The organism is Mesorhizobium sp. M0037, from assembly GCF_040323635.1.
Classification (GTDB): domain Bacteria; phylum Pseudomonadota; class Alphaproteobacteria; order Rhizobiales; family Rhizobiaceae; genus Mesorhizobium.
The window spans coordinates 35123-58612 of record NZ_JAMYVB010000001.1; the positions used below are offsets into that span (position 1 = coordinate 35123).

At 63.5% G+C, this 23490-nt stretch carries 28 protein-coding genes and 1 pseudogene; 14 read left to right on the forward strand and 15 right to left on the reverse strand.

Annotation, left to right across the window (positions count from 1 at the left end; all coding sequences use genetic code 11):
- The first annotated feature begins 155 nt into the window (after positions 1 to 155).
- The 7 genes from NKJ78_RS00155 to NKJ78_RS00185 all read left to right on the forward strand — a co-directional run bounded on the left by NKJ78_RS00155 (position 156) and on the right by NKJ78_RS00185 (position 6997).
- Positions 156 to 752: a YdeI/OmpD-associated family protein gene (locus tag NKJ78_RS00155; RefSeq protein WP_023743926.1), complete on the forward strand. Its 597-nt coding sequence runs from the start codon at positions 156 to 158 to the stop codon at positions 750 to 752.
- Between the two features lie 211 nt (positions 753 to 963).
- Positions 964 to 2022, forward strand: a complete 1059-nt coding sequence (locus tag NKJ78_RS00160; RefSeq protein WP_023685929.1) for a GSU2403 family nucleotidyltransferase fold protein — start codon at positions 964 to 966, stop codon at positions 2020 to 2022.
- Between the two features lie 208 nt (positions 2023 to 2230).
- A complete protein-coding gene (locus NKJ78_RS00165) occupies positions 2231 to 3439 on the forward strand; it encodes an ABC transporter substrate-binding protein (RefSeq protein ID WP_023685930.1) in 1209 nt (402 codons plus the stop codon).
- Positions 3440 to 3453: 14 nt separating this feature from the next.
- A complete protein-coding gene (locus tag NKJ78_RS00170; protein ID WP_352460554.1) occupies positions 3454 to 4245 on the forward strand; it encodes an ABC transporter ATP-binding protein in 792 nt (263 codons plus the stop codon).
- Positions 4242 to 4946 carry an ABC transporter ATP-binding protein gene (locus tag NKJ78_RS00175; protein ID WP_023671422.1) on the forward strand — a complete coding sequence of 235 codons (705 nt, stop codon included), beginning with the start codon at positions 4242 to 4244 and terminating at the stop codon, positions 4944 to 4946. Before NKJ78_RS00170 ends, NKJ78_RS00175 begins: the two co-directional genes overlap by 4 nt.
- A gap of 175 nt (positions 4947 to 5121) precedes the next feature.
- On the forward strand, positions 5122 to 6009 hold the full coding sequence (locus NKJ78_RS00180) for a branched-chain amino acid ABC transporter permease (protein ID WP_023671423.1): 888 nt from the start codon (positions 5122 to 5124) through the stop codon (positions 6007 to 6009).
- A 1-nt stretch (position 6010) separates the two neighbouring features.
- On the forward strand, positions 6011 to 6997 hold the full coding sequence (locus NKJ78_RS00185; protein ID WP_023671424.1) for a branched-chain amino acid ABC transporter permease: 987 nt from the start codon (positions 6011 to 6013) through the stop codon (positions 6995 to 6997).
- Here the strand turns inward: NKJ78_RS00185 and NKJ78_RS00190 are convergent.
- Genes NKJ78_RS00190 through NKJ78_RS00205 form a run of 4 tightly spaced genes read right to left on the reverse strand, consistent with a single transcriptional unit; the run spans position 6991 to position 11586 of the window.
- A complete protein-coding gene (locus NKJ78_RS00190; protein WP_352460555.1) occupies positions 6991 to 7935 on the reverse strand; it encodes a Csu type fimbrial protein in 945 nt (314 codons plus the stop codon). The genes NKJ78_RS00185 and NKJ78_RS00190 overlap by 7 nt on opposite strands.
- A 14-nt stretch (positions 7936 to 7949) precedes the next feature.
- Positions 7950 to 10373: a fimbria/pilus outer membrane usher protein gene (locus NKJ78_RS00195; RefSeq protein ID WP_352460556.1), complete on the reverse strand. Its 2424-nt coding sequence runs from the start codon at positions 10371 to 10373 to the stop codon at positions 7950 to 7952.
- The gene (locus tag NKJ78_RS00200) at positions 10345 to 11067 is read right to left on the reverse strand and encodes a fimbrial biogenesis chaperone (RefSeq protein ID WP_031215130.1); all 723 of its coding nucleotides are present in this window, start codon (positions 11065 to 11067) and stop codon (positions 10345 to 10347) included. The genes NKJ78_RS00195 and NKJ78_RS00200 overlap by 29 nt, the downstream gene beginning before the upstream one ends.
- Positions 11068 to 11094: 27 nt before the next feature.
- Complete coding sequence (locus NKJ78_RS00205; RefSeq protein ID WP_023671429.1) at positions 11095 to 11586, reverse strand: Csu type fimbrial protein; 492 nt, start codon at positions 11584 to 11586, stop codon at positions 11095 to 11097.
- Between the two features lie 817 nt (positions 11587 to 12403).
- Here NKJ78_RS00205 and NKJ78_RS00210 point away from each other — a divergent pair.
- From NKJ78_RS00210 to NKJ78_RS00220, 3 genes are all read left to right on the forward strand, one after another.
- Entirely contained in the window at positions 12404 to 12793 is a 390-nt protein-coding gene (locus tag NKJ78_RS00210) for a DUF427 domain-containing protein (protein ID WP_023740028.1), read from the forward strand.
- A 151-nt stretch (positions 12794 to 12944) separates the two neighbouring features.
- Complete coding sequence (locus NKJ78_RS00215; protein WP_023693751.1) at positions 12945 to 13502, forward strand: RNA polymerase sigma factor; 558 nt, start codon at positions 12945 to 12947, stop codon at positions 13500 to 13502.
- Between the two features lie 145 nt (positions 13503 to 13647).
- Positions 13648 to 15762, forward strand: coding sequence for an EAL domain-containing protein (locus NKJ78_RS00220; protein WP_023740027.1), 2115 nt, complete (start codon positions 13648 to 13650; stop codon positions 15760 to 15762).
- 37 nt (positions 15763 to 15799) lie between these two features.
- Here the strand turns inward: NKJ78_RS00220 and NKJ78_RS00225 are convergent, their stop codons facing one another.
- Together NKJ78_RS00225 and NKJ78_RS00230 are read right to left on the reverse strand one after the other, a co-directional pair.
- Positions 15800 to 16300 (reverse strand): hypothetical protein, encoded by a 501-nt coding sequence (locus NKJ78_RS00225; RefSeq protein ID WP_023685942.1) that lies wholly within the window; start codon positions 16298 to 16300, stop codon positions 15800 to 15802.
- Positions 16301 to 16406: 106 nt separating this feature from the next.
- On the reverse strand, positions 16407 to 16637 hold the full coding sequence (locus tag NKJ78_RS00230; protein WP_023671435.1) for a DUF6894 family protein: 231 nt from the start codon (positions 16635 to 16637) through the stop codon (positions 16407 to 16409).
- Between the two features lie 284 nt (positions 16638 to 16921).
- On the opposite strand from NKJ78_RS00230, the gene NKJ78_RS00235 reads away from it, so the two are divergent.
- Positions 16922 to 17641: a Crp/Fnr family transcriptional regulator gene (locus NKJ78_RS00235; RefSeq protein ID WP_023671436.1), complete on the forward strand. Its 720-nt coding sequence runs from the start codon at positions 16922 to 16924 to the stop codon at positions 17639 to 17641.
- A 49-nt stretch (positions 17642 to 17690) separates the two neighbouring features.
- Here the strand turns inward: NKJ78_RS00235 and NKJ78_RS00240 are convergent, their stop codons facing one another.
- Positions 17691 to 17984: a DUF982 domain-containing protein gene (locus NKJ78_RS00240; protein ID WP_023685943.1), complete on the reverse strand. Its 294-nt coding sequence runs from the start codon at positions 17982 to 17984 to the stop codon at positions 17691 to 17693.
- Positions 17985 to 18097: 113 nt separating this feature from the next.
- Positions 18098 to 18274: a hypothetical protein gene (locus NKJ78_RS00245; RefSeq protein ID WP_023671438.1), complete on the reverse strand. Its 177-nt coding sequence runs from the start codon at positions 18272 to 18274 to the stop codon at positions 18098 to 18100.
- 241 nt (positions 18275 to 18515) lie between these two features.
- On the opposite strand from NKJ78_RS00245, the gene NKJ78_RS00250 reads away from it, so the two are divergent.
- Complete coding sequence (locus NKJ78_RS00250; RefSeq protein ID WP_023685945.1) at positions 18516 to 18680, forward strand: hypothetical protein; 165 nt, start codon at positions 18516 to 18518, stop codon at positions 18678 to 18680.
- Here the strand turns inward: NKJ78_RS00250 and NKJ78_RS00255 are convergent.
- Positions 18677 to 19042 carry a VOC family protein gene (locus NKJ78_RS00255; RefSeq protein WP_352460558.1) on the reverse strand — a complete coding sequence of 122 codons (366 nt, stop codon included), beginning with the start codon at positions 19040 to 19042 and terminating at the stop codon, positions 18677 to 18679. The genes NKJ78_RS00250 and NKJ78_RS00255 overlap by 4 nt on opposite strands.
- Positions 19043 to 19160: 118 nt before the next feature.
- Positions 19161 to 19679, reverse strand: a pseudogene (locus tag NKJ78_RS00260) (RBBP9/YdeN family alpha/beta hydrolase); the annotation flags it as partial.
- Between the two features lie 114 nt (positions 19680 to 19793).
- On the opposite strand from NKJ78_RS00260, the gene NKJ78_RS00265 reads away from it, so the two are divergent.
- On the forward strand, positions 19794 to 20267 hold the full coding sequence (locus tag NKJ78_RS00265; RefSeq protein ID WP_023693744.1) for an Lrp/AsnC family transcriptional regulator: 474 nt from the start codon (positions 19794 to 19796) through the stop codon (positions 20265 to 20267).
- A gap of 145 nt (positions 20268 to 20412) precedes the next feature.
- Positions 20413 to 20826 (forward strand): DoxX family protein, encoded by a 414-nt coding sequence (locus tag NKJ78_RS00270; RefSeq protein WP_023685949.1) that lies wholly within the window; start codon positions 20413 to 20415, stop codon positions 20824 to 20826.
- A gap of 22 nt (positions 20827 to 20848) precedes the next feature.
- Here NKJ78_RS00270 and NKJ78_RS00275 read toward each other — a convergent pair whose 3' ends face one another.
- The 5 genes from NKJ78_RS00275 to NKJ78_RS00295 all read right to left on the reverse strand — a co-directional run bounded on the left by NKJ78_RS00275 (position 20849) and on the right by NKJ78_RS00295 (position 23373).
- On the reverse strand, positions 20849 to 21154 hold the full coding sequence (locus NKJ78_RS00275; protein WP_352460559.1) for a hypothetical protein: 306 nt from the start codon (positions 21152 to 21154) through the stop codon (positions 20849 to 20851).
- Between the two features lie 91 nt (positions 21155 to 21245).
- On the reverse strand, positions 21246 to 21515 hold the full coding sequence (locus NKJ78_RS00280; protein ID WP_023697755.1) for a hypothetical protein: 270 nt from the start codon (positions 21513 to 21515) through the stop codon (positions 21246 to 21248).
- A gap of 114 nt (positions 21516 to 21629) precedes the next feature.
- Positions 21630 to 21824 carry a hypothetical protein gene (locus NKJ78_RS00285; protein WP_023689866.1) on the reverse strand — a complete coding sequence of 65 codons (195 nt, stop codon included), beginning with the start codon at positions 21822 to 21824 and terminating at the stop codon, positions 21630 to 21632.
- 42 nt (positions 21825 to 21866) lie between these two features.
- Positions 21867 to 22310, reverse strand: coding sequence for a Ros/MucR family transcriptional regulator (locus NKJ78_RS00290; RefSeq protein WP_352460560.1), 444 nt, complete (start codon positions 22308 to 22310; stop codon positions 21867 to 21869).
- A 247-nt stretch (positions 22311 to 22557) separates the two neighbouring features.
- Complete coding sequence (locus tag NKJ78_RS00295) at positions 22558 to 23373, reverse strand: class I SAM-dependent methyltransferase (RefSeq protein WP_352460561.1); 816 nt, start codon at positions 23371 to 23373, stop codon at positions 22558 to 22560.
- Between the last annotated feature and the right edge of the window lie 117 nt (positions 23374 to 23490).

The following is a 23490-nucleotide window of genomic DNA, read 5'->3' on the forward strand; positions in this document are numbered from 1 at the left end:
TGCAGTCTGCCTTGCCCGGCTCGACCAGCCGGGAAACTGCCATGAGCGCCGGCTTGGGCGCAAGCCGGCTCGCAATAGGCTAGGGGGTATCGACGCCGCTGACGGAAACTGGCATCGACAGCCGATACAGCCGGCCCGGCAACAACGAGGTGATGATGGCGCCGTTCAAGGTCGATCCCGACAAGGTTCATGAATTCCCCGATCCCGACAGTTTTTACGCCTGGCTGCGCGAAAATCATGCCGGCGAGAGCGAGGTCTGGATCAAGGTCCACAAGGTCGGCTCGGGCCTCGCCTCGATCACGCCGAAGCAGGCCATCGACGTGGCGCTGTGCTTCGGCTGGATCGACGCCATACGCAAGCCGCTCGACGACAAGAGCTTTCTGCAGCGCTACACGCCGCGCGGCAAGAAGAGCATCTGGAGCAAGATCAACATCGACAATGTCGCCCGCCTGGTCGAGGAGGGCCGCATGACCGAACACGGGCTGAAACAGGTCGAGGCGGCCAAGGCCGACGGCCGCTGGGACCGCGCCTATGCCTCAGGCAAGGACATGAAGATCCCTGACGATCTGCAGGCCGCCATCGACGCCGAGCCGAAGGCGAAGGAGATGCTGGCAAAGCTTTCCGCCCAGAACCGGTTCGCGCTGGCGTTTCGAACGCACAACATGAAGACGGAGGCGGGGCGCAGGAAGAAGATCGAGGCTTTTGTCGAGATGCTGAAGCGCGGCGAGCCGATCTATCCGCAGAAGCGGTGAGGCGACGGCAAGCGGCTGCCATGGCGCGCGCAGCTAAAAACCCGCGTGTGAGGTTCTGGCCTCCCTTTCTCGGACATAACCTATTGTTTTTACGGTATTTTCCACTCGGCGTGTGGGTGATAGATGCGATAGTGGAAAAAACATAGCAACTTATTGTTAATTAAGAGTTTTCCACTATGTTAACTTGATCCTGGCTTAAGAGTGGAAAACGATGCTGAGAGAGTTGACCGGCGAGCAGCGGCGCCAACTCATAGATACGCAACAGGTCTACGAGGCCTGGCAGCGTGCTGATGACCAGCGCCAAAGGCGCTTTGCAGGCAGCATGCGCTGGGTTGAGCGCAGCGGTGCTGAATACCTGCTGCGGAAGGTCCGGCAGGTCGAGAATTCACTCGGGCCGAAAAGCAGCCAGACGGAGAAGGCGTTCGCTGCGTTTTCCGAGGGCAGGGTGCAGAACAAGGATCTGCTGGCAGGTCTGGCCGATCGCCTGAACGGCCTGGCGAAAGTCAATGTGGCAATGGGGTTGGGCAGGGTACCGGCCATCGCCGCACGGATATTGCGGCGGTGCGCCGAAACAGACCCGCTGGGCAAGCAGTTGCTGGTCGTCGGCACGAATGCGCTGTTCGCTTACGAGGCTCTGGCGGGCGTCCAGATCACCAGCGGTCTCACGGCAACCGGCGACATCGACCTGCTCTTCGATTCCCGACGCCGCATCAGCTTCGTGACCGGCGAGAGGGTAAGCCAGTCCGGCCTGATAGGCGTGTTGCGTAAAGTGGACAGGTCCTTCAAGCCGCTCCAGCCCCGGGCCTTCAGGGCAGCGAACCGTGATGGCTATCTGGTCGACCTGATCCGTCCGCGGGCAAGACATGTCCTCAAGGACAACGCCACTACCTCGATTACACAGCTTGCCGACGACCTCGACAGCGCACCCATGAAGGGGCTGCAATGGCTCATCAACGCCCCGAAGGTGGAGGCTGTGGCGATCGATGAGCGTGGCTATCCCGTAAGCATGCCGACGGTCGACCCTCGAATGTTCGCTCTGCACAAGGCTTGGCTGGCCACGCGGCCTGATCGGTCTGCGGTCAAGGCAATGAGAGATCGTGAACAGGCGGAAGCGGCTGCACGCATTGCCACGGGCTATCTTGCGCTTCCGCTGGACAGCGAGCATCTCAAAGGGCTTCCGGGGGCACTGCTGGACGCTGCGGCCGCAACGCTCTCTCTGCCTGGCCCGAGCGGCTTTTCCGAAGACTCTCCAATTGAGCCCGACTGGTAGCGGCCGCGCTAGCACGCCATGCTACGAAAATAGCATTCTCGCCTCGCGAAATGTGATGCTACGGTTCCCGGCGCACCCAGGGCGGAGGGGTTGCCAAGAGGAGAAGTGGCGGGCGCTGGCCCGGATTTCAGCGAGAACCGGACGGAGTTGTTGAACCATTGCAAGGCCGCCGCGTTTTCCAGCGTCGGCCACAAGGGAGGAACCACCTGTGAAAGCATCCTATCTCGTCTCAGCCGTGCTGCTTGCGGCGACTGCGATGCCGGCGGCGGCCGGCGAAATTTCCGACGGCAAGGTCAAGATCGGCATCCTCAACGACCAGTCGGGCGTCTATGCCGATTTCGGCGGCAAATGGTCGGTCGAGGCCGCCAGGATGGCGGTCGAGGATTTTGGCGGCAAGGTGCAGGGCGCGCCAATCGAGATCGTCAACGCCGATCACCAGAACAAGCCCGACATTGCCTCCAACATTGCGCGCCAGTGGTACGACACCGAGCAGGTCGACGCGATCATGGAACTGACGACATCCTCGGTGGCGCTCGCCGTCCAGGGGTTGTCCAAGGAAAAGAAGAAGATCGACATCGTTACCGGAGCGGCATCGGCCGACCTGACCGGCAAGCAATGCTCGCCCTACGGTTTCCACTGGGCTTACGATACCCACTCGCAGGCGGTCGGCACCGGCGGCGCGCTTGTGCAGCAGGGCGGCGACAGCTGGTATTTCATCACCGTCGACTATGCCTTCGGCTATTCGCTGAAGGAGCAGACCTCAAAGGTTGTTGAGGCAAGCGGCGGCAAAGTGCTGGGCGAGGTGCGTTACCCCTTGGGATCGACGGATTATTCCTCCTTCCTGCTGCAGGCGCAGTCCTCCGGCGCCAAGGTTATCGGCCTTGCCAATGCCGGCCTCGACACCTCCAATACCATCAAGCAGGCGGCCGAGTTCGGCATCGTCGCTGGCGGCCAGCGGCTGGCAGCACTTCTGTTCACGCTTGCCGAGGTGCACGGCCTCGGACTGCAGGCGGCGCAGGGCGTGGTGCTCACCGAAGGGTTTTACTGGGACCGCGACGACAAGAGCCGCGACTTCGCCGGGCGCTTCTTCAAGCGCACCAACCGCATGCCCAACATGATCCAGGCCGGCACCTATTCGGCGGTGCTGCAATATCTCAAGGCCATCGACAAGGCCGGCACCGACGAGACCGAGGCGGTCGCCAAGCAACTCCATGAAATGCCCGTCGACGACATCATCAACGCCAACGGCAAGGTACAGGCCGACGGCTCGATGGTGCACGACATGTATCTCTATCAGGTCAAAAAGCCCGAGGAGTCGAAGAAGGACTGGGACTACTACACCTACCTTGCGACCATTCCGGGCGACAAGGCCTTCATCAAGGCTGAAGACAGCGGCTGCCCGCTCGTCACCAAGTGACGCTGGCGCAAGCCGTGGCCGTCCAGCCGGACGGTGCCGAAATCAAGCCGCGGGTGGTGCTCTCCGCCCGCGGCCTGCGGCGCGATTTTGCCGGTTTCGTCGCCGTCAACAATGTCGACCTCGACGTCCATCACGGCCAGATCCATGCACTGATCGGGCCGAACGGCGCCGGCAAGACGACGATCTTCAACCTCTTGACCAAGTTCCTGCAGCCGAGCAGCGGCAGGATCGAACTGTTGGGCAACGACATCACCCGCACCGCGCCGGCCAGGGTGGCGCGCATGGGTCTCGTCCGCTCGTTCCAGATATCGGCGATCTTTCCGCATCTGAGCGTGCTCGACAATGTCCGCGTCGCCTTGCAGCGGCCGAGCGGGCTCGGCTTCCAGTTCTGGCGCTCGCTGGCCGCGCTTGACCAACTGACTCCACGGGCGCGCGAACTGCTTGCCGTCGTCGGTCTCGACGATGTCGCGCATCGTCCGGCCGGCGATCTCTCCTATGGCCGAAAGCGCGTGCTCGAGATCGCCACCACGCTGGCGCTCGACCCGAAAGTGCTGCTGCTCGACGAGCCGATGGCCGGCATGGGGCACGAGGATGTCGGCGTCATTTCCGGCATCATCCGCTCGCTGGCAACGGACCGCGCCGTGCTGATGGTCGAGCACAATCTCACCGTCGTCGCCGACCTCTGCGACTGGATCACCGTCATGCAGCGCGGCCAGGTGCTCGCCGCCGGCGACTACGCGACGGTGAGCAACGATGAGCGCGTCAGGGTCGCCTACATGGGGACCGAGCAGGGGGACCGAGCATGAGTGAGCCGCTGCTTGCCGTGCGCGATCTCCATGCCTGGTATGGCGAGGGCCATGCGCTGCATGGCGTCAACCTCGACGTTTTTCGCGGTGAGACCGTGACGCTGCTCGGCCGCAACGGCGTCGGCAAGACCACAACGCTGCGCGCCATCATGGGGCTGGTCCGCAAGCGCAGCGGCAGCGTCGCCTTCGATGGCAGCGACCTGATGCGCCTGCCGCTGCATCGTGTTGCCCATCGCGGCATCGGCTTCGTGCCGGAGGAACGCGGCATCTTCGCCACGCTCACCGTCGACGAGAACCTGATCCTGCCGCCGGTGGTGGCCAAGGGCGGCATGAGCGTCGACGAGATCTTCGATCTCTTTCCCAACCTCAAGGAGCGCCGCAACAGCCCCGGCACCAAACTCTCCGGCGGCGAACAGCAGATGCTGGCCATCGCCCGCATCCTGCGGACGGGCGTGCAGATGCTGCTGCTCGACGAGCCGACCGAGGGCCTGGCGCCGGTCATCGTCCAGCGCATCGGCGAACTGCTGGCGACCTTGAAAAAGCGCGGCATGACCATCCTGCTCGTCGAGCAGAATTTCCGCTTCGCCGCCCGCATCGCCGACCGCTTCTACCTGATGGAGCACGGCAAGGTGGTGGAGGGTTTTGCCGTAAGCGAGCTTGCCGCTCACACGCAACAGCTGCACGAGGTGTTGGGGGTATGATGACGACAGCCCACGGCAGTACCCCCAACCCGCTGCTGCGCAGCGACCCTCCCCATAAGGGGGAGGGTGGAGGGCCACCGCCCTACCTCCCCCTTGTGGGGAGGTCGGACCGAAGGTCCGGGTGGGGGTACGTGCCGCACAGACGCATCCCCCTTGCAACACCATCGGTGACGCCATGACCATGATCTTCGGCATCCCCGTCCAGGCCTTGCTCGGCCAGATGCTGGTCGGGCTGATCAACGGCTCCTTCTACGCCATGCTGAGCCTCGGCCTGGCCGTCATCTTCGGCCTGCTGCGGATCATCAATTTCGCCCATGGCGCACTCTATATGCTCGGCGCCTTCATCGGTTACCTGCTGCTCGTCCATCTCGGCATCGGCTACTGGCCGGCGCTGCTCCTGGTGCCGCTCATCGTCGGCGTCTTCGGCATGGCGGTCGAGCGCGTGGCGCTGTCGCGGCTCTACCGCCTGGATCCGCTCTACGGGCTGCTGTTCACCTTCGGACTGGCGCTGGTCATCGAAGGCGTGTTCCGTTTCTACTACGGTGTGTCAGGCAACCCATATGCCGTTCCGGCGCAGCTTGCCGGCGGCACCAATCTCGGCTTCATGTTCCTGCCCAACTATCGCGGCTGGGTGGTGGTGGCCTCGCTCATTATCTGCATCGGCACCTGGCTCCTGATCGAAAAGACCAGGCTCGGCTCCTATCTGCGCGCCGCGACCGAGAATCCGGAGCTGGTGCAGGCCTTCGGCGTCAACGTGCCGCTGCTGCTGACGCTCACCTATGGGCTCGGCGCGGCGCTCGCCGGCCTTGCCGGTATTCTCGCCGCGCCCGTCTACCAGGTCAGTCCGCTGATGGGCTCCGATATCATCATCGTCGTCTTTGCCGTCGTCGTGGTCGGCGGCATGGGTTCGATCCTCGGGGCCATCGTCACCGGCTATATGCTCGGCCTCGCCGAGGGCCTGACCAAGGTGTTCTATCCCGAGGCGTCGAACCTCGTCGTCTTCGTCATCATGGCGGTCGTGCTGCTCCTGCGCCCCGCCGGCCTGTTCGGAAGGGACGCCTGAGATGAGCGAGGCAACCCTTCACCAACAGCGCACCGCCGCCTCCGTGCGGCTGGAGCGGGTATTGCTGGCATTGGCCATACTGGCGCTGATAGCCGCGCCCTTCTTCGTCTATCCGATCTTCCTGATGAAGATGCTGTGCTTCGCGCTGTTTGCCTGCGCCTTCAACCTGCTGCTCGGCTACACCGGGCTGTTGTCGTTCGGCCACGCCACCTTCTACGGCGCCGCCGCCTATTTCTGCGCCTACGCCGTCAAGGCATGGGGCTGGCCGCCCGAGGCCGGCATCCTGCTCGGCACCGCCGGAGCGGCCGTGCTCGGCCTGGTCATGGGCTTCCTCGCCATCCGCCGGCAAGGCATCTATTTCTCGATGATCACGCTGGCGCTGGCGCAGATGTTTTATTTCTTCTGTGTCCAGGCGCCGTTCACCGAAGGCGAGGACGGCATACAGGGCGTGCCGCGCGGGCATCTGTTCGGCATCGTCGATCTCAACGTCACGCTCAACATGTATTTCGTCGTGCTTGCCGTCTTCCTCATCGGCGTCTTCGCCGTCTGGCGCATCGTCAACTCGCCGTTCGGCATGATCCTGCGTTCGATCCGCGAGAACGAGAACCGCGCCATCTCGCTGGGCTATTCGGTCGGCCGCTACAAGCTCGTCGCCTTCGTCATGTCGGCAGCCCTTGCCGGGCTTGCCGGCGCGACCAAGGCGATCGTCTTCCAGTTCGCGACGCTGACCGACGTCACCTGGCAGATGTCGGGCGAGGTGATCCTGATGACGCTGCTCGGCGGCATCGGCACCATGGTCGGTCCTGTCGTCGGCGCCGGCCTCGTCGTCGGGCTGGAAAACACGCTCGCCACCTCCGGCTTCCCGGTGACCATCGCCACCGGCCTGATCTTCATGATCTGCGTGCTGGTCTTTCGCCGCGGCATCGTCGGCGAGATTTACGCGCGCTGGCTGGCGCCGGCCAACGGCGAGGCGGGCCGCGATCAATAGGTGATGGTCACCACCACCGTGTCGGTGTAGACGCCGGCCGAGGGCGTCGTCTGCGGCGGCACGCGGCCATAGACGGTGAGCGCCTGGGCCGTACCGGTTCCGGTGCCGGCCACCGTGCTTCCCGGCGTTCCGGCGTCACCCCAGGGCTGCGAGCGCGCGGCGTCCTTGTAGAGGCCGTAGGTCACCCGCTCAGCCCCCTTTGACATCTTTCGGTTGGTCGGCGTGCCGCCTGTCGTGCCGCCATTCAGCGACACCGTATAGGCGGTCGACGGCGTGCAGGTGACCGAGACCTGGCCGGTGGCGTCGGCATTGGCGGTGAGCACGCCCTTGGAGCCGAAATCGATGTTCTGGGTGGTGACCAGGCAGTTTGCCTGGACCGTGGCGTTGATGGTGAAGGTCGGATCGGGCGCCGTCAGACCGAAGCCGGTGTTGCAGCTGTTGCCGAGCAGGTCGTTCTGGTAGCGAAACTCGACGTGGATGCCCGAAAATATCGACTGATAGGTGCCCGGCGGAACCGCTGACTGGCCGCCGGTCACCCGAGCGTAGATCGTGGCGCTGCCGGATGCATTGCCGATGAGAATGGGCACCAACACCTGCGGCGGCGGGCGCGATGCATAGGCCCAGGTATAGGAACCCCACACGACGCTCATTCCGGGGTCTGAATAGAGCTGGTAGTTAAGGCTGTTGGCGCCGCTCGCCATCTGCCTGGCTGCCGCCGAGGTAGCACCCCCACTGCCGGCGCCGATATGCGGACAGAACAGGATGCGCACCACGCCGCCGGTGCAATTCATGTTGAGTGTCGCCGTCGCGGTGGCTGCGGTGGCCGACAGCGTGTCGATGAGACCGAAATTCATGTCGGTGACGGTACCGGTGCAGCTCTGCGCCCGGGCCAGCGACGGCAGCAGTACGAGGATTATAACGACTGCAGCGCGCATCATTTGGCCTGGGATTTTCATTGGCACACCACATCCTTGATCGTCACTTGCCGGCCTCGCACCGCTTCGAACGGGAAATCCGCTCGGCACGAGCTGCCGTCCGCCAGACCGACCACCACCGCATTCTGCTTGCCGAGGCCCTTGATGTAGGCCTGCCCATCATAGCCGACGACGAAATCTTCCGTGCCGCCGTCGACGCGGCCGGCAAGCCCGGCTTCGAGCGGCGTGCCGCTCGGGTCGACCAGCGTCACCAGCGCGGCCTGCGCCGCCTCCGACACGCCGAACTTCAGCACGACGCCGTTGCGGTCGGCCGGAACGACAGTCTCCTTGGTGGTCGGAATATCGGCGTCGACGGGCAGGTTCTTCGGGTCTATCGACACCGTGTTCGGCTCATAGGAATTCAGCCCGGTGACCAGGATGCGGCCTTTGCTGTCGGTCTTCCCCACCGGCCGGTTCTGATGCAGGACCTCGACGTCCGGCGTGCCGACATCGACGACGGCAAAGGCATCGTCGATGCGGTTGGTGGCGAACACACCGCCGCCTGCGACCGCAATGGCGCCGTCCATCTGTCCGGTCACGCGAAAGTCCTTGTCGAATTGCTGGGCGCCGGCCTCGAAACGCGCAAACGGCGCGCGGTAGCTGACCGCTGCCGAACGATTGGGGACCTCGCCCTCCGAGGTGCGCAGCCGCCAGCCGATGCTGCCGTCCTCGGCCCGCTCCGATTTGGCGAGGTCGGCCACGATATTGAGGCCGTCAGGCCCATGCTCGACACCCGTCGACGCCATGACGTCGTCATTGAACGGGATCGAAATCCCCGCAAAGATGCCATAACTGTCGCCGTCGTCGAGATCGGCGAAGGCCGTGGCATAGAGCGTGCTGCGCTTGAAGATCGCCTGACTATAGGAGAGGCCGACGATCTGGCTGGTCTCGCCTTCGGCATCCTTGAGGTGGGTATAGGAGAAGTTGAGGCTGGAGAAATCGATCGGCATCGGCACGCTGAGCGTCACCTGGTCGACCGCCCGCGGCACACCGGCGCTGAAACGGGTGAAATCATCGGGATCGAGTATGACCGGCTGTGCCGTCACCGAAGCGATGTCATCATAGCCGCCGAACGCCCGCTGCATGCGGGCATTGACCGCCCAGCCGTCATAACCGAACTCGGCCCTGGCATCGACCAGCGAACCGGTGCGCCCGTCATGATGGCTGCCGGCGACTGCCAGCGAAGCCGCGCCATATGCCCCGAGCGGGAAGGCAGCGCCTATGCCGCCATTGATCAGGTCGGCGCCGCCCTCGGCATGGGCTTCCAATGTCAGCCGGTCGGTCACGCCGTAACGCGCCGTGGCGACCCCCATGACGCGGCCGTCGTAATCGTCGGAGGAGATGCCGAAATTGCGCCGCGCCATCCCTGCCTCCACGGAAAAGTCGAGCAGTCCCTGGCGCAGCAGCATGCTGGAGGCATAGAATGGCAAGGTGGCCGTGGTCTCGCGGCCGAGGCTGTCGCGCAACACCACCTGCGCCTGTCCGGCGCCGGTGAACACCGGCAGGTTGGTGACCTGGAACGGCCCGGGCTGGATGTCGCCGGAATAGGTGCGCACGTTCTGCGTATAGACCTCCAGCGTCGACGGCACCGCCGCGGTGCCGGCGAAGGAGGGCAGGGGCAGCGTCACCAGGTCCGATCGCAGGTGGAAGTTGCGTTGCGCCTGGATACCGCCGAGATAGACCGGACGCGTCCACGACAATCCGCCGGAGATGAAGTCGCCGGCTCGGTAGGTCATCAGCCGGTCGGGGTCGGAATAGCTCCAGGTCGTATTGAGCCGGGTGAAGCCACCCAGCCTGCCGTCGGAATAGCCGGCGATGAAGGATTGGCTGAGCGTCCCGTAGGGGCTGAACACGCGCGCATCGAAACCGCCGGAAACGCCCTGGAACAGCTCGACGTCCTTGTCGAACAATGAGTTGGAGCTGGCAAACAGCGAATAGTTGAGAACCGCGCCCAAGCCCGACTGCGGCGCCGGCCGGTCCTCCTGCAAGCGTAAGCCGAGATCGACGATGCGCGCCTCTCGGCTGTCATCGGCCGCCGTGACATAGAGGCGCTGCGTGGCCTCGTCGACCTGAAACGACACGTCCGCCAGCTGGTCGAGCCTGACCAGGCCGCCGGCGTCGGCTACGCCCTCCGGCGGCTTCAGGCCGACCCCTTTCAGCTCTTCCGGAGTCGCCGCCAGGCCGCCGCCCGGCATTTCGGTGAAATTGCCGATCAGTTTCGTCGAGGCGTCGTTGATGAACACCTCCAGATAGAGGCTGCGGCCGGCTGGCAAAACGGATTCAGGCTCTTCAGGGTTCGTCACGGCCGGCAGCTCTTGCGAGTTCACTGCCGGGCAAGGTGTGAAAGTCGCGAGCGCGACGACAATCGCGGTGCTAGCGGCCCTTGACGGCAACTTTGGCATCGAAAGGTCCAAGATCGCTCTGTGCCTTCAAAAGCACCGAGCCCGCGGACAGTGATTTGCTGCTGCCGATCGGCCACTGCATGGTGGCGCCGCCCAGGACATAACCGACGAGTCCGTTTCGGCTGCCAAGCTTCTTGCCGTTCTGGGTCAGGGATAGGTTGGACAGGCGGAGGCGACTTTCGCCGCTGTTGCTGGCGGTCAGCACAAGGCCGCCGCCCTTGCGCGAAATGCTCCACGCAACTGCCGGCGCCGCTGCATCGGCATTGCGGAAAAACACCGGCACCGAATAGCGAAGCGCGAGCGCGACCGTACCGGCCTTCTTGCGTGAGGGGTCCGGCAGTTCGTCGACGATGACGCGGTAGCTTTCCTCGGCCCGCACCGGCGCCTTCGACACGCGCACGACGCGAACCACGTATTGGGCATTGGGTCCGAGTTTGGTCGATGGTGGGCTGGCGACCACGTCCGTGGTCGGCGTCAGCGTTTCGATGCCGCCGGCCTGGCTCCATGCGAAGACCCGGATCTGCACATTGATCGGCCGCTTGGCGTCATCGTTGGCGAGGTTGAGAACCGCCGCGCTGTCGGGAGCGATCAGTTCGAGGCCTGTCGGCGCTACTCTCAGCGAGGCAGCGTGTGACGTCCCGGCGCAGAGCAATAAAAGAGCCGTGGCGCCAATGCATGAAAGCATGGATCGCATGGTCTTCCTCGTAATTGGTGCCGATAATCAGTAGGTTAGGGTGACCTGAACGATGTCCGCATAGTCGCCCGCCACCGGTGTCGGCTGGATCGGAACGCGCCCGTAGACCGTGAGGCTCTGGACGCTGCCATTGCCGGTTCCCGCTTGCGTGTCGGTGCCGGATGTGATGCCCCAGACCTGCGCATGGCCGCCATCCTGGTAAAGACTATAGTTGACCACCGCTGCGCCCGGCCCGGTCATCTTGCGACTCCCGACGGTTGTGCCCGCGCCATTTCCGAGACCCAGACCCACGACGTAGGTCTGTCCGGCGGTGCATTGCACGCCAATGGTGCTGGTCTGGTCCACATTGGTATCAATGATACCGTGCGAACCGAAAATAAGATCGCTAGCCGTCAGGATCTTGCATTCGTTTGTGATCGTGATCTTCACGTTAAAGTTGGTGGTCAAGACGGTGGAGGTCGCGGGAAGGGTTGCAAGCAGCGACCCACCCAGCAGCAGCGCGTATTTTAGCAATCTCATGCGATGGCCCTCCGTCGGGGCAGATCGTTCTTCGCAAAACGGTCTTGACCCGGATTTCACCCCTACAGCTCCTCCGCTGCATGCTTCGCAAGACATCAACGGTACAGTAATGTCACAAGCGAACTGTGCAATTATTATTACAACTTAGATTCGGATTGCGACAGCGAATAACTTCGGTATGTATCGGATAATTTTGGTTAATATTTGGTTAACAGAGATAAAATGGACATTTTTCCAAAGTGAAAGTTCGTCTGTCGATAATTTATTTTAGTTCTCGTGCGGAAAAGGCGAAAATATCCGGCAAATCATCTTAATTTTGTAGAGTCTCACCTGCCGTCCTTTATTATCGATATTTCGCGGCGTGCACCGGCGCCAAGCAGCCATCGCCATATAGCCGCGCGGGTGGGCTGTTCCCGCCTGTCCAAGCCTTGCGATCATGCTGACAGGGCCGCATTCGCCAAAACCGTGTTCCGCCCGGCCCAAGCATGGCCGTCCCGGCTGAGATAAATCCACCGCCGTCGGATCGCGGCTATGCGAATCATTCTTGCCACGCTGACCCCGATTTCTTCGGCGGCGCATCGGCCGGACGGGAGATGCGCCTGTTGTCCCTTGGAGCCATGATCGTACGGCCGGTAGCCGCGCGGACCGGCTGCCAGACGTCAGAAAAGGAAGATCGATGAAGAAGACCTATGAAAAGCCAAAGCTCGAAAAGCGCCAGAAGCTGTCGCGCGTGACGGCTGTCGCCGGCCCATCAGTGACCAGTGAGAGCTGACGCCGTCGACCGGCATCGAACCACCAGCGGACAAGGAGAGCAGTCATGGATCAGCATGCGAACCCGTCACCCGGCTTCAGGCGCAATCCGGGCAAGGTGATCACCGTCGAGCCCTTCAACGGGCGTGTCGTCGTGTTTGCAAGCGGCAACATCATCGCTTCCTCGGCAAAAGCCAAAATGGTGACCGAGCCGCCCCATCCCTTCTCCTTCTACATCCCGTTCGAGGACATCGACTTCCGCAAGCTCAAGAAGACGGAGCGGTCGACGCTGTGCCCCTACAAGGGTGACGCCAGCTACTGGAACGTGCTGCCGGCGGGTGAAACCGGCAACGACGCGATGTGGGCCTATGAGCAGCCTTTCGACGAGATGACTGAAATTCGCGACCACGGCGCCTTCTACCCACACCGGGTCACCATCGACGCCGCGCCGCGCTGAGCGCCTCATGCCTGTCGCCCAAAAGTGCCCAGCGTTTTTGGAGCCGACGACAGGCATGAACAGAGGAATTTTTCAGATCAGCCAAAGCTGTCCTCACCCGGGGGCGCAGCGGTTTTGCGGCAACGGCATGCCGAAACGAAGACAAAAGGTCATGGACGAAAAGCAGAGAGCAATTCTCGACGAAATCCCGCGCCTGCGCCGCTATGCGCGCTCGCTGCTGCGCGACCGCGATTCCGCCGACGATCTCGTCCAGGACTGCCTGGAGCGGGCGCTGCTGCGGCTGGACAACTGGCAGACGGGAGAGAGCCCGCGAAAATGGCTGTTCACGATCATGCATCATCTGTTCATCGACCAGATGCGCAAGGTGAACCGGCGAGGCGAGGCCTCGATGCTGCCGCTGGAGGCCGGCGAGGTGCAGGCCTCTCCCGCCGACCAGCTGGAGAATGTCGCGGCCCGCGAGATCATCGACGCGCTGCAGGCGATCAGCCCCGACCGCCGTGCCGCGCTGACCATGGTCGCCATCGAGGGCTTCTCCTATGCCGAGGCCGCCGAGATGCTCGGCGTGCCGGCCGGCACGCTGATGTCGCGCATCGCGCGCGGCCGTGAGGAACTGCGCGGCCTGCTCGAGGACAATGCGCGCCGCCGCGCGATAAGGATCGTCGAGCCAGGCCCGGGCAGGGCGGTTCCAATCAGGGCGCCAATGGCATGACGAGCCCCAATCGCATGATGACGCCTTACGGCATGGTCCGGCACGATTGCAGGCCTTGTCCGCACTGTGGGCGCGGCGCACCCGGTAACGCTTTCTTCTCTGCTTGCGTGCATAGTGGCGGCGACGGAGTGAGCGAAACCAGGGCATGGCTGAAGAGAAAATACGCAACGGCGAATTCTGGGCGCTTGCGCTCGAACGCGCTCATCTCGGCGTATGGGACTGGGATATTTTGAGCGGCGACTGTTTCTATTCGCCAACCTGGTCGCACATGCTGGGTTATGAGGATGGCGAGCTTGCCAACAGCGACGACCTCTGGCTGAAGCTGACGCATCCCGACGACCGCCAGCGGGCGCTGGCCAGCGGAGAGCGGCACATTTCCGGCCTGACCGCCTCGATCGAGACCGAGCTACGCCTCAAGCACAAGGACGGCCACTGGATCTGGGTGCTGGACCGCGGCGGCATTGTCGAGCGTGACGAGACGGGCAGGCCGGTCAGGCTGATGGGCGTACAGACCGACATCAGCCGGCAGAAAGAGGCGGAAGCCGAACTGGAGCGGGTCAATGTGCGCTTTCGCCTGGCGCTGGCGGCCAGCGGCACCGGCATCTGGCATCACGATATCGACGCCAACAAGAGCTATTGGGACGCCCGCACCAGGGAGATATTCGGCCTGGTCGCCGACACCGACGAGGTGGCCGCCGACCTCTGGCATTCCTATCTGCACCCCGACGACAAGGATGCCGCAGAGCGCGCCCATCTGGCGCCGCTTTCGACCGACGGCGTCGTCGCCGCGCAATACCGCATCGTCAGGCGCGACGGCGAAATCCGCCATGTCGAATCGCTGGTGCGCTTCATCGCGGCGCCTGAGACAGCGGGCCAGATTCTCGGCACCGTGCGCGATATCACCGAGGACAAGAAACGCGAGCGGGAACTCGCCTACGCCGCTCACCACGATGCGCTGACGGGCCTCTTGAACCGTGCCGCCTTCGACCGGCTGCTGGCCGTGCACATCGCCACCGAGCGGGCTTTGCCGCTGGCGGTGTTTTACGTCGATCTCGACTACTTCAAGGCGCTCAACGACTTCGCCGGCCACGCCGCCGGCGACCTGGCGCTGAAGGGTGTGGCCGCCGGTATTCTGGGCTGCCTGCCGGCATCGGCGCGTGCCGCGCGCCTCGGCGGCGACGAGTTCGCGCTGCTGGTGCCCAATTGCCAATCGGCCAAGGCCGAGGCGCTGGCCGGCGCGATTCTTGCGGCGGTCCGTGACGCCGACCTCGGACTGCCGGCGACCTCGCGAAAACTCGCGGCCAGCATCGGCATCGCCTTCGTCGAGGACACCACCACCACGGTTGCCGATGCGTTGGCCTGCGCCGACGACGCCTGCTATGCCGCCAAGGCGGCCGGGCGCAATCGCTTCGCGGTGTTTTCGGCCGATGCGGCGTCGGGCTCCGGCGGCCTCAACGCGGCGCGTGTCGCCGCCGACACGGTCGACGCCATGGATGACGGGCGGCTGAAACTGTTCGGCCAGGAAATCCATCTGCTCGGCCAGCCCTGGCAGGAGAGCCGCCACGTCGAGGTGCTGGCGCGGCTTGCCGGGCGCAATGGCAAGCTGATCCCGCCCAACGAATTCATTCCGGTCGCCGAGCGCTTCGGCATTGCCTCGCGGCTGGACCGCTGGATCATCAGGACAGCGCTTTCGCAGCATGGCGCGGCGATGCGGTCAGGCGCCATCATGCTCGGCTTCAACCTGTCGGCGCAGACGCTGAGCGATCCGCTGCTATGGGATTTCGTCGACGCCGTCATCGCCGAGACCGGGGCGCCGCATTCCGGCATCGGCTTCGAGATCACCGAGACCGCGGCCGTCACCAATTTCGACGCCGCCGAGCAGTTCGTGCGCAAGGCGCGCGAGCGGCAATGCCGCGTCAGCCTCGACGATTTCGGCGCCGGCATGAGCTCGTTCGAATATTTGCGGCGCTTTCCGGTCGATCAGATCAAGATCGACGGCTCGTTCATCGAGAATATCGCGGAAAGCCGTTTCGACCGCGAGATCGTCTCGGCCATAGCGGGCATCGCCAAAAGTCTCGGCTGCGCGGTGGTGGCCGAAAAGATCGAGCAGCAGGAAGCGCTCGACATTCTGCGCGGCATGGGCGTGGCCTATGGCCAGGGTTTTCTGCTTCACCGGCCGGAGCCGCTCGAGGCGATCGTCACGCGGGCCGGCGAACAGTCACCGGCCAGCGGACAGTCGCCGGAAAAGCGCTTCGGCTGACGGCTCTCATCGCCTCGGGCTCGCGCGACTTGTCCGGCTAACCGGCGTCGGCCTTTTCCTGCTTTCGCTGCGCCGCCTCTTTCTTGCGGCGCAACACCTCATCTGTACCGACAAGGTCCTTCGAGCCGCCGGAAATGGCGGTCGAGACGACGGCGGGCGGATCGCTGGCCGGAAAACTGTCTTCGAGGCCTGATTGCAACTGCTCCTCGAGCGTCTGCGGGTTCTCGGAGCGGCCTTCGGCGCGGCGCTCGCCAACGGCTTCGACATCGCTCTTGGTGTCGGGGTGAGCGCGGGCTTCCGATATCGTCGACACCACCAGCTCGATTGCGAACTCTTTCATCGCCTCGGCTTGCGGCCCATCGACATCGGAGTCTTCGATCAGCCGGATGAGCGACTTTTCCAGGGCGCCCAGTTCCTTGACGCCCTGACACCGCGCCAGACGCTTGGTGAGCGAACCGATCAGCGCCGGGGCAAAGGTCGAATAGGCAAGCCTGCGTGTGTCGTCGACCTGCTCGGGATGAAGCTTTTGCAAGGACATAGATGCCTCCAGTCAATCAGCCGGGCAGCTTCTGCCGCTGGCCCCTCCTTAGGAAACAGAGGGGAGGGCAAGAGGTTCCATACAGTCCTCGACAGGGTCGACGAGTTCAACTCCACAGCGACGCCATGGTCAGCGACGCTTCGAATATCTGCTCCCTGTTCTCGTTCAGCATCTTGACGGTGATCCGCCGGTGGTCGCCCTCCGGAATCTCGTCGCGCGCCACATCGTGCAATATGCGCAGCGCTTCGGCTCCCGCACGCTCCCGGCTGGGAAAAAGCTGCCCCTCTTCATCAATCTGGGTCTCGGCGTTGTACAAGTCGAAGTAGAACCGTTCCATGTGTGCAAGGATCCCTGCGTGAGAACGCTAAGGCGCATCGCGGTTGAAAGGACGCAGGCGACGCGCTTCAGGTCTGTGTTTTTATGCATGTCGTTGTCTCAAAATCGGGGCCATTTTTGAGCGACATGGATTAAATCCCAACCCGCACCCATGGTTCCATGCGACTGTGTCCTGAGCAGATTTCCTGCCAGGAGCCGTCGCCGTGCCGGCCGATTGCAACCGCACCCGATCTCCGGCGTTTGGCTAGGCCACGAATGTCCACGAAATCTCGAACTGGATCCTCGATGCTAGAACCGCTTTATCTCAACCTTGGCCAGCATGACGCTTTGTCCGAGCAGGAAAAGGGGCTGCTGGCCGCCGCCATGACCATCGAGATGGATTTTGCCACTGGCCAGGACATCGTTTCCGAGGGGTCGAGGCCAGGCTACAGCACGCTCATCATCGAGGGATTGGCGGCGCGCTACAAAGTGCTGGAGGATGGCGGCCGCCAGTTCACCTCGTTGCAGGTGCCCGGCGATTTTGTCGATTTGCACGCCTTCCTGCTCAAGACAATGGACCATGGCATTATAGCTTTGTCGCCATGCCGGGTGATCGCCGCCGACCACAGTCGGCTAAGGACGATCACCGAACAGGCGCCTCATCTGAGCCGCTTGCTGTGGCTGGACACGCTCGTCGATGGCGCCATTCACCGGGAATGGATCGTGGCCATGGGCCGGCGGTCCAAGACGTCGCACCTGGCGCATCTGGTGTGCGAGCTGTTCGTCCGGCTCCAGGTGGTCAAGCAGACCAACGGCATGAGTTTCCGGCTTCCTCTGTCGCAGGCGGAACTGGCCGATGTGCTTGGGCTTTCGGTGGTCCACATGAACCGGGTCATCGGTGCGCTGCGCAAGATCGGTGTGATCGGCTGGGCGAATTACATGGTGACCATTCTGGACTGGCAGCAGCTGGTGGAAATCGCCGAGTTCGACCCGACTTATCTCAGCATGAACCGCGAGCCGAGATAGGCCATCCGGCGTTCGCCATGACATCGCCGGCAATCCGTCAGCCGGTCTTTCAACGATGCCCATCCAGCGACGCCAATTCGTCGAGCATGGCAAGGGCGGCACTTGGCTTGGCCGGCTTCAGCAAGCCCTGTTGGGCGGCGGCATTCTGGAAAGCGGCAAAGGCGATGTCCGGGCGGCAAATGCCGTTCAACGCGTCGTCCACCAGCCTGTCGGCCGCCTTGTAGGCCGCCGTCTGCTTGTTCTTCCATGTTCCGCCTAGCGCCCTCCTGGCGTCGGCGATCGACGACACCGTCATCGCGCTGCCGTCCACGAATCTGATCGTCAGGGGCAGAAAACGGCTCATGCGCTCACCATCCAAACCATTCGCGCCTCGCCCGGATGGATCTCATCACTTGCCTCCTTGAAAACGGGATCGCCATAAACGAGGAAATCACAAACTGGTTGCAGCCCGGCGAGCTACATGTTGCTTGCCGGCCAGATCGGCCGATGCGGACGATAAGGCGGCCGCGGCGCCGGCTTCAACGGGATGTCGGCGAGCGAGTTGCGGATCGGCCTGAACAGTATCGGCGAAGACGCGGCGCGGCGGTGCAATACCGCGGCTGACAATTTGGCAATCAGATTTCGAACGTCCATGGGACACCTCGAGCGCGTTGAGAGTCCCCCCATCGCGATCACCTACCACCTCACGCCCAGCATCCGCATTTAACTTTGATATAGGCCGGACGAATACGCGCCGCGCGCAATGTCTGCCGCCGAGATTCTGCCGATCCTCGGCGGCGGCTATTGAGGGCGGCGCCAGGCTGGCGGTCACGCATCCCAGCAGCGACGTCGCAGACGCTGCTGCAACCGGATGAATTTTCGTGCATTCTTGTGCATGGCCACAATGCTTCGAACCGACACGCCGGCAAAATGCTGCTCCTATTGCGGTTCGCGAGAGCATGACTACGAGGATTGTCCGAAGCGCAAAGCAGAGGCGGAGCGGCAGTGGGAAGGCCAGGCAAAGCCCGGCGCCGAATCCGAGGCGACGGCCGAAGTCTAGCTTGGCTCGAACAGCTCGATCACGTTGCCGGACGGGTCTTCACAAAGAATCTGTCGCCCGCCCGGACCTTCGACGATCTGGTTGCGGAACCCCACGCCGGCCTCGCCCATCTTAGTCACGATTGACGGCAATTGCTCGACCTCGAGCACGAAGCGGTTCCATCCGCCCGGCTCGGGTGTCCGGCCGTCCGGCATCGGCCTGGCTGCCGACGCCAAGGGACCGGCGAGCCAGAGCGAGAGGTCGCCGCGCGTCAGGATGGCCATCGCCGGACCGAATTGCTGCTTCAGCGCGAAGCCCCGATGGCTCGTATAAAACGCGATGGAGAGATCGACATCGCGGACCAGATATCGGACGGACACCATTCGCAGGCTCCCTCACAAACGCCCCTCCCGAGAGATAGCTGGCGGGACAAGTCGGGGCAAGCCCGCGCGCACGCTTCGGGCGCCTACGGTGCGATTGGTCGGCCTGTCTGTCTCTCACGAAGGCCGTCAGCAGCTCCATTCCCGCCGGCCAGTCGCCCAGCCCGCTATTGCTGTTGATGTGACCAAGCGGCCCGGCGATGTGCAGTTCGCTGCCCCATTGTGTGGCTTTCTCACCGGCATAGCCGTTCGGATCATAGGGATCGTCGGTGCTGGCCACGATCAGCGAGGGGAAGCGAAGCGGCCCGCGCGGCGTATCGGCGAAGGGAATTCCGTAAGCGGGATAGACCGGCGAGGCCGGGTCGGGAACCGCAACCAGAAACGCCCCGCCGATCCGACGGCTCGACACCGCCTGCCAATGCGCGACCAGCAGGCAGCTGAGACTGTGGGCGACGAGCACCGGCGGGGTCTGTGCCTGTGACACCGCGACGTCCAGCGCCGCCACCCAGTCGTCGAAATCCGGCAGCTCCCAGCTTGCCGGGCTGAAGCGGCGCATCGCCGGGTCGGCCTGTTGCCAGCGTGTCTGCCAGTGGGCCTCGCCCGATCCGCCGCTGCCCGGCAGAATGATGAGGTCGGTCATGGAAAATCCTGTTTCTTCGCCGCAGATGATGTCCCAATCCTAGCGCTTCTCCTTGTTCGCGGAATGAGAGATCATCGGAAAGCGACGAAGAATTCCGATGGATTGAAGGTGTTCATGGCAAACGGCGATTACCGGCCACGGCTCGACCCCACCGACATGGCAATCATCGAGATCATGCAGGAGGATGGCCGCATCGGCATCTCCGAACTCGGCCGCCGCGTCGGCCTGTCCCAGCCCGCGACGTCGGAGCGGGTGAAGCGGCTGGAGGAGCGCGGCATCATCGCCGGCTACCGGGCCGCGATCGATCCCACCGCCCTCGGTCTCGGCACCATGGCCATGATCCGCCTGCGCACCACGCATGAGCACATCCAGACCTGCCTGAAGAAATTCGCGGCCATGCCGGAAGTGGTTGAGGTGCTGCGGGTGACCGGCGAGGATTGTTTTCTGGTCAAGGTCGTCGTCCCGTCGCCGCCCGACCTCGAAAGCATCGTCGACGCCATCGGCCGCTACGGCGCGGTGACGACCAATGTGGTGCTGCGCGCCGAGCCGCCGAAGCGGTTGGGGCGGGAGCTGATGGCGAAGCTCTGAGCGGGCGGCAATCAGGCTTGCCCGCAAGCGGCGGCCTTTTCAGAAGTTCTGCTTCGCCGGGAAAGAATTTTGCGGGACGATGTCGGATCGGCGGCGTCGCGCCCGTCCTTGGGATGAAACCCGTTGCAAACCTTTGGAGCACATCATGGAAGCCGTTCAATCGCCGTGGCAGACCGCGGCCATTCTCATCGCCCGCCTGACCCTGGCCGCCATGTTCGCGATGGGAGCAGCGTTCAAGTTCATGGATATGAACATGACCGCCGGCTACATCGCCGCCGCCGGCTTCCCGTTCCCGCTGTTTCTGGCCTGGTGCGCCGCGATCCTCGAAACGCTGCTGGTGATCGCCCTCCTGACCGGAGCATTCTTCACACCGGCCGCCCTGGTCGCCGCCGTCTACGTGGTCTTCCTCGGCTTTGCCTTCCACGGTCCGTCGCACTGGACCGGCAACCAGGCCGAGTTCGGCGCCTTCATGTCCCATTTCCCGTTCGCCGCCGGCCTGCTGTTCGCCGCCGTGCATGGACCGGGCAGCGTGCTGGCCTCGAAGCTCGGCCGAGGGTGAGGCCCCGCGTCGGCAGACCGCCTCACATCTGGTCGTTGTAGGGTTCCTTCATCTGGCCGACCATGCGGGCCAGTTTCGAGAAGGACGGCATGTCCGCCTCCGGCTGGCATTGATTGGCCAGTTCCAGCAGTCGGATCGGAAAGTTGACGGCGTCGCGGTTGGACTCCGACATGCCGTCGGACCGCTCCTCGCCGGTTTCGATGGCCTCGGCCTTGCGCAGCGCAATGTCGATATCCTCCACCGTGACCAGGCCCTTGCGCACCAGCACCTGATTGATCGAGGCGACGGCCATCAGCAGGCCTTCGAGTTGCAGATTGGCGACGTTCATGGCTGTTGCTCCCATTTGGCTCACGCTCAACGCATGAGCCGCTGTTACGATCCGGACGGGGATGAAAGCGATAGGCGTCGGCCGACCTGCGCTACTCTTCCATCCAGCGGCGGCCATATTCGGCCCACAGCGCCTTGACCTCCCGGCTGCCGAGGCGCGGGGCCGAGCCGTCGCCATAGGCGATCGAAACGCCGCTGATGTCGTAATGGGGATGGGCGTCGATGACGAAGCGGATCGCCTCGCCGAGCGGCCTTCTGCCGATGACCGGATCGGCCTGGCCTTGGCCGACGCTGCGAACGCCCGAAACAGTGGCTGGCGCTTGCCGCATCCTGAACACGGATGCCATGGCTGGTTTGTCCATCCCGCTCTCCCCCGAGTTGGGGTGGAATGATTCCATAAGAGCCAGCTAATGACCAGTCGCTAGACGGCCTGTCGAAGGCTGCGTCTTGTATCCTGCAGCCGGTTGAAGGACTGTTCAGGCCAGCGGATCCGCCGCCGGCGGCCTGGCGGGAAGGCCGAGCCTTGTCCGCTCGCCGTCGGCAAACTCCTCGGCCGCTTCCTGGGCCATGAACAGATGCTGGGTCACCGTGCCATTCTCGGCAACCAGCACCGCCCATTGGCGGCGGTCGACACGTTCCACCCGAACGTCATTGGGCTCTCCGGCCACCACGATCGTCCTCCAGCAGGCGTACGGCACGGAGGGGGCGTGCCTTTACGCCTTGGTCTTGCTCTTGGCCGGTGCCTTGGCGGCCGGGGTCTCGGGTGTCCTGATGCCGAGCCCGAACTCCTTTGCCAGCTCCGATCGTTTGGCGGCGTAGCTGGGCGCCGTCATCGGATAGTCGCCGGGCAGGTCCCATTTGGCGCGATAGGCTTCCGGCGTCATGCCATGGGCGGAGCCGAGATGACGCCGCAGCGACCTGAACTTCTTGCCATCCTCGAGGCAGTAAATGAAATTCGGCGTTACCGAGCGCTTGCGGTTGACCGCGGGCTCAGGCGCAGGTTGCGGCGGAGCAACGGGATTGTCCACGGCCGCGAGCGCTGCATTGACGCTCTCGATCAACGCCGGCAGGCTATCTGGAGGCACTGAATTGTTGCGCACGAATGCCGCGACGATATCGGCGGTCAGATTTATATTTCGGATTTTGTCCTCAGACATGGCTTCTTTTGCCCCCTTGATGCCAAAGGGCAAATTATCAGACAACATCCGCCGACGGCATGGCACTTTAGAACATATGCATATGACTTGACGCCGGATGTGGTAGCGCTAGCATCGCCGAGTCTCCGATCGATGTCGATGTAGGAATTCTTTCCTGACATATCTTGACCGGTGAGGGCAGCTATGCTATGATCTGTTCACGGTGCTGATTTGCGCCAGCAACCCGCCGCCGAGGCGGGTTATTGTTTTAGGCCGGCTTGGAAGCGATGACGGCCAGTGACGCGAGTTTTCCCTCGCTCAGGCTGCTTATGTAGTTTTTTCGCCGATGCACGAACTCGGCGCCGAGCACGATCTCATTGGCCTGCTGCTGGGCGGGCGAGGGCACGATGCCGGAATTTGCCCGTTTCAACGCCAGCTCGACATGATCGCCGGTTTCGTCGATGACATCGTCGACCCGGAATCCGGCTGAAGCAAACAGGGCCTTCAGGGTTTCGCGGTCGACGAGATGGCTGGCCACAGGCGACACCGCCCAAGGCAAGGGATAGTGAGGCTCGCCGTCCGCCAGCACCGCCTCGGTCCAGACAAGCCTGGCCTTCGGCTTCAGTACGCGCCACGCTTGCCCGATGACCGCCGCCTTGTCGGCGATATTCATGCCGACATAGAAACAGATCGCCGCGTCGAATGTGTCGTCCGCAAAAGGCAGCCTTGTCGCATCGGCCTCATGGAAACGCACTTTGTCGCCGAGGCCGCAGAGCTCGGTCAATCGGCGGGATGCCTCGACGAACGCCTGCGTCAGGTCGACGCCGTCGACGCTGCACCCATAGGTCTCGGCAAGGAACCGGGCTGGGCCGCCAATGCCGCTGCCGATGTCCAGAACCCGATCGCCGGCGGAGGGCGCAAGACGCGCGGCATGGTCCTGCGTGGCGATCAGCTCGCGGCCATGAAGCTGGTCGAACGGATAGAGTTGTTCGGCCGCGAGGCTGCCGGCCCTGGCGTCCGGCACAGCCGACAGGATGCGCTCGACGATGCCGCCGCTGCCATAGTGACTGGTCACATTGCTCATTGCGCTCTCCGACGAGACGCAGCATCCCATCGATGCTGCCCTTGCGCAATGCGCGGCCGCGCCAAGACGCGGCTTTGACCGAAGTAGGAATTATTTCCTTTTTTGCATTGACGGGTG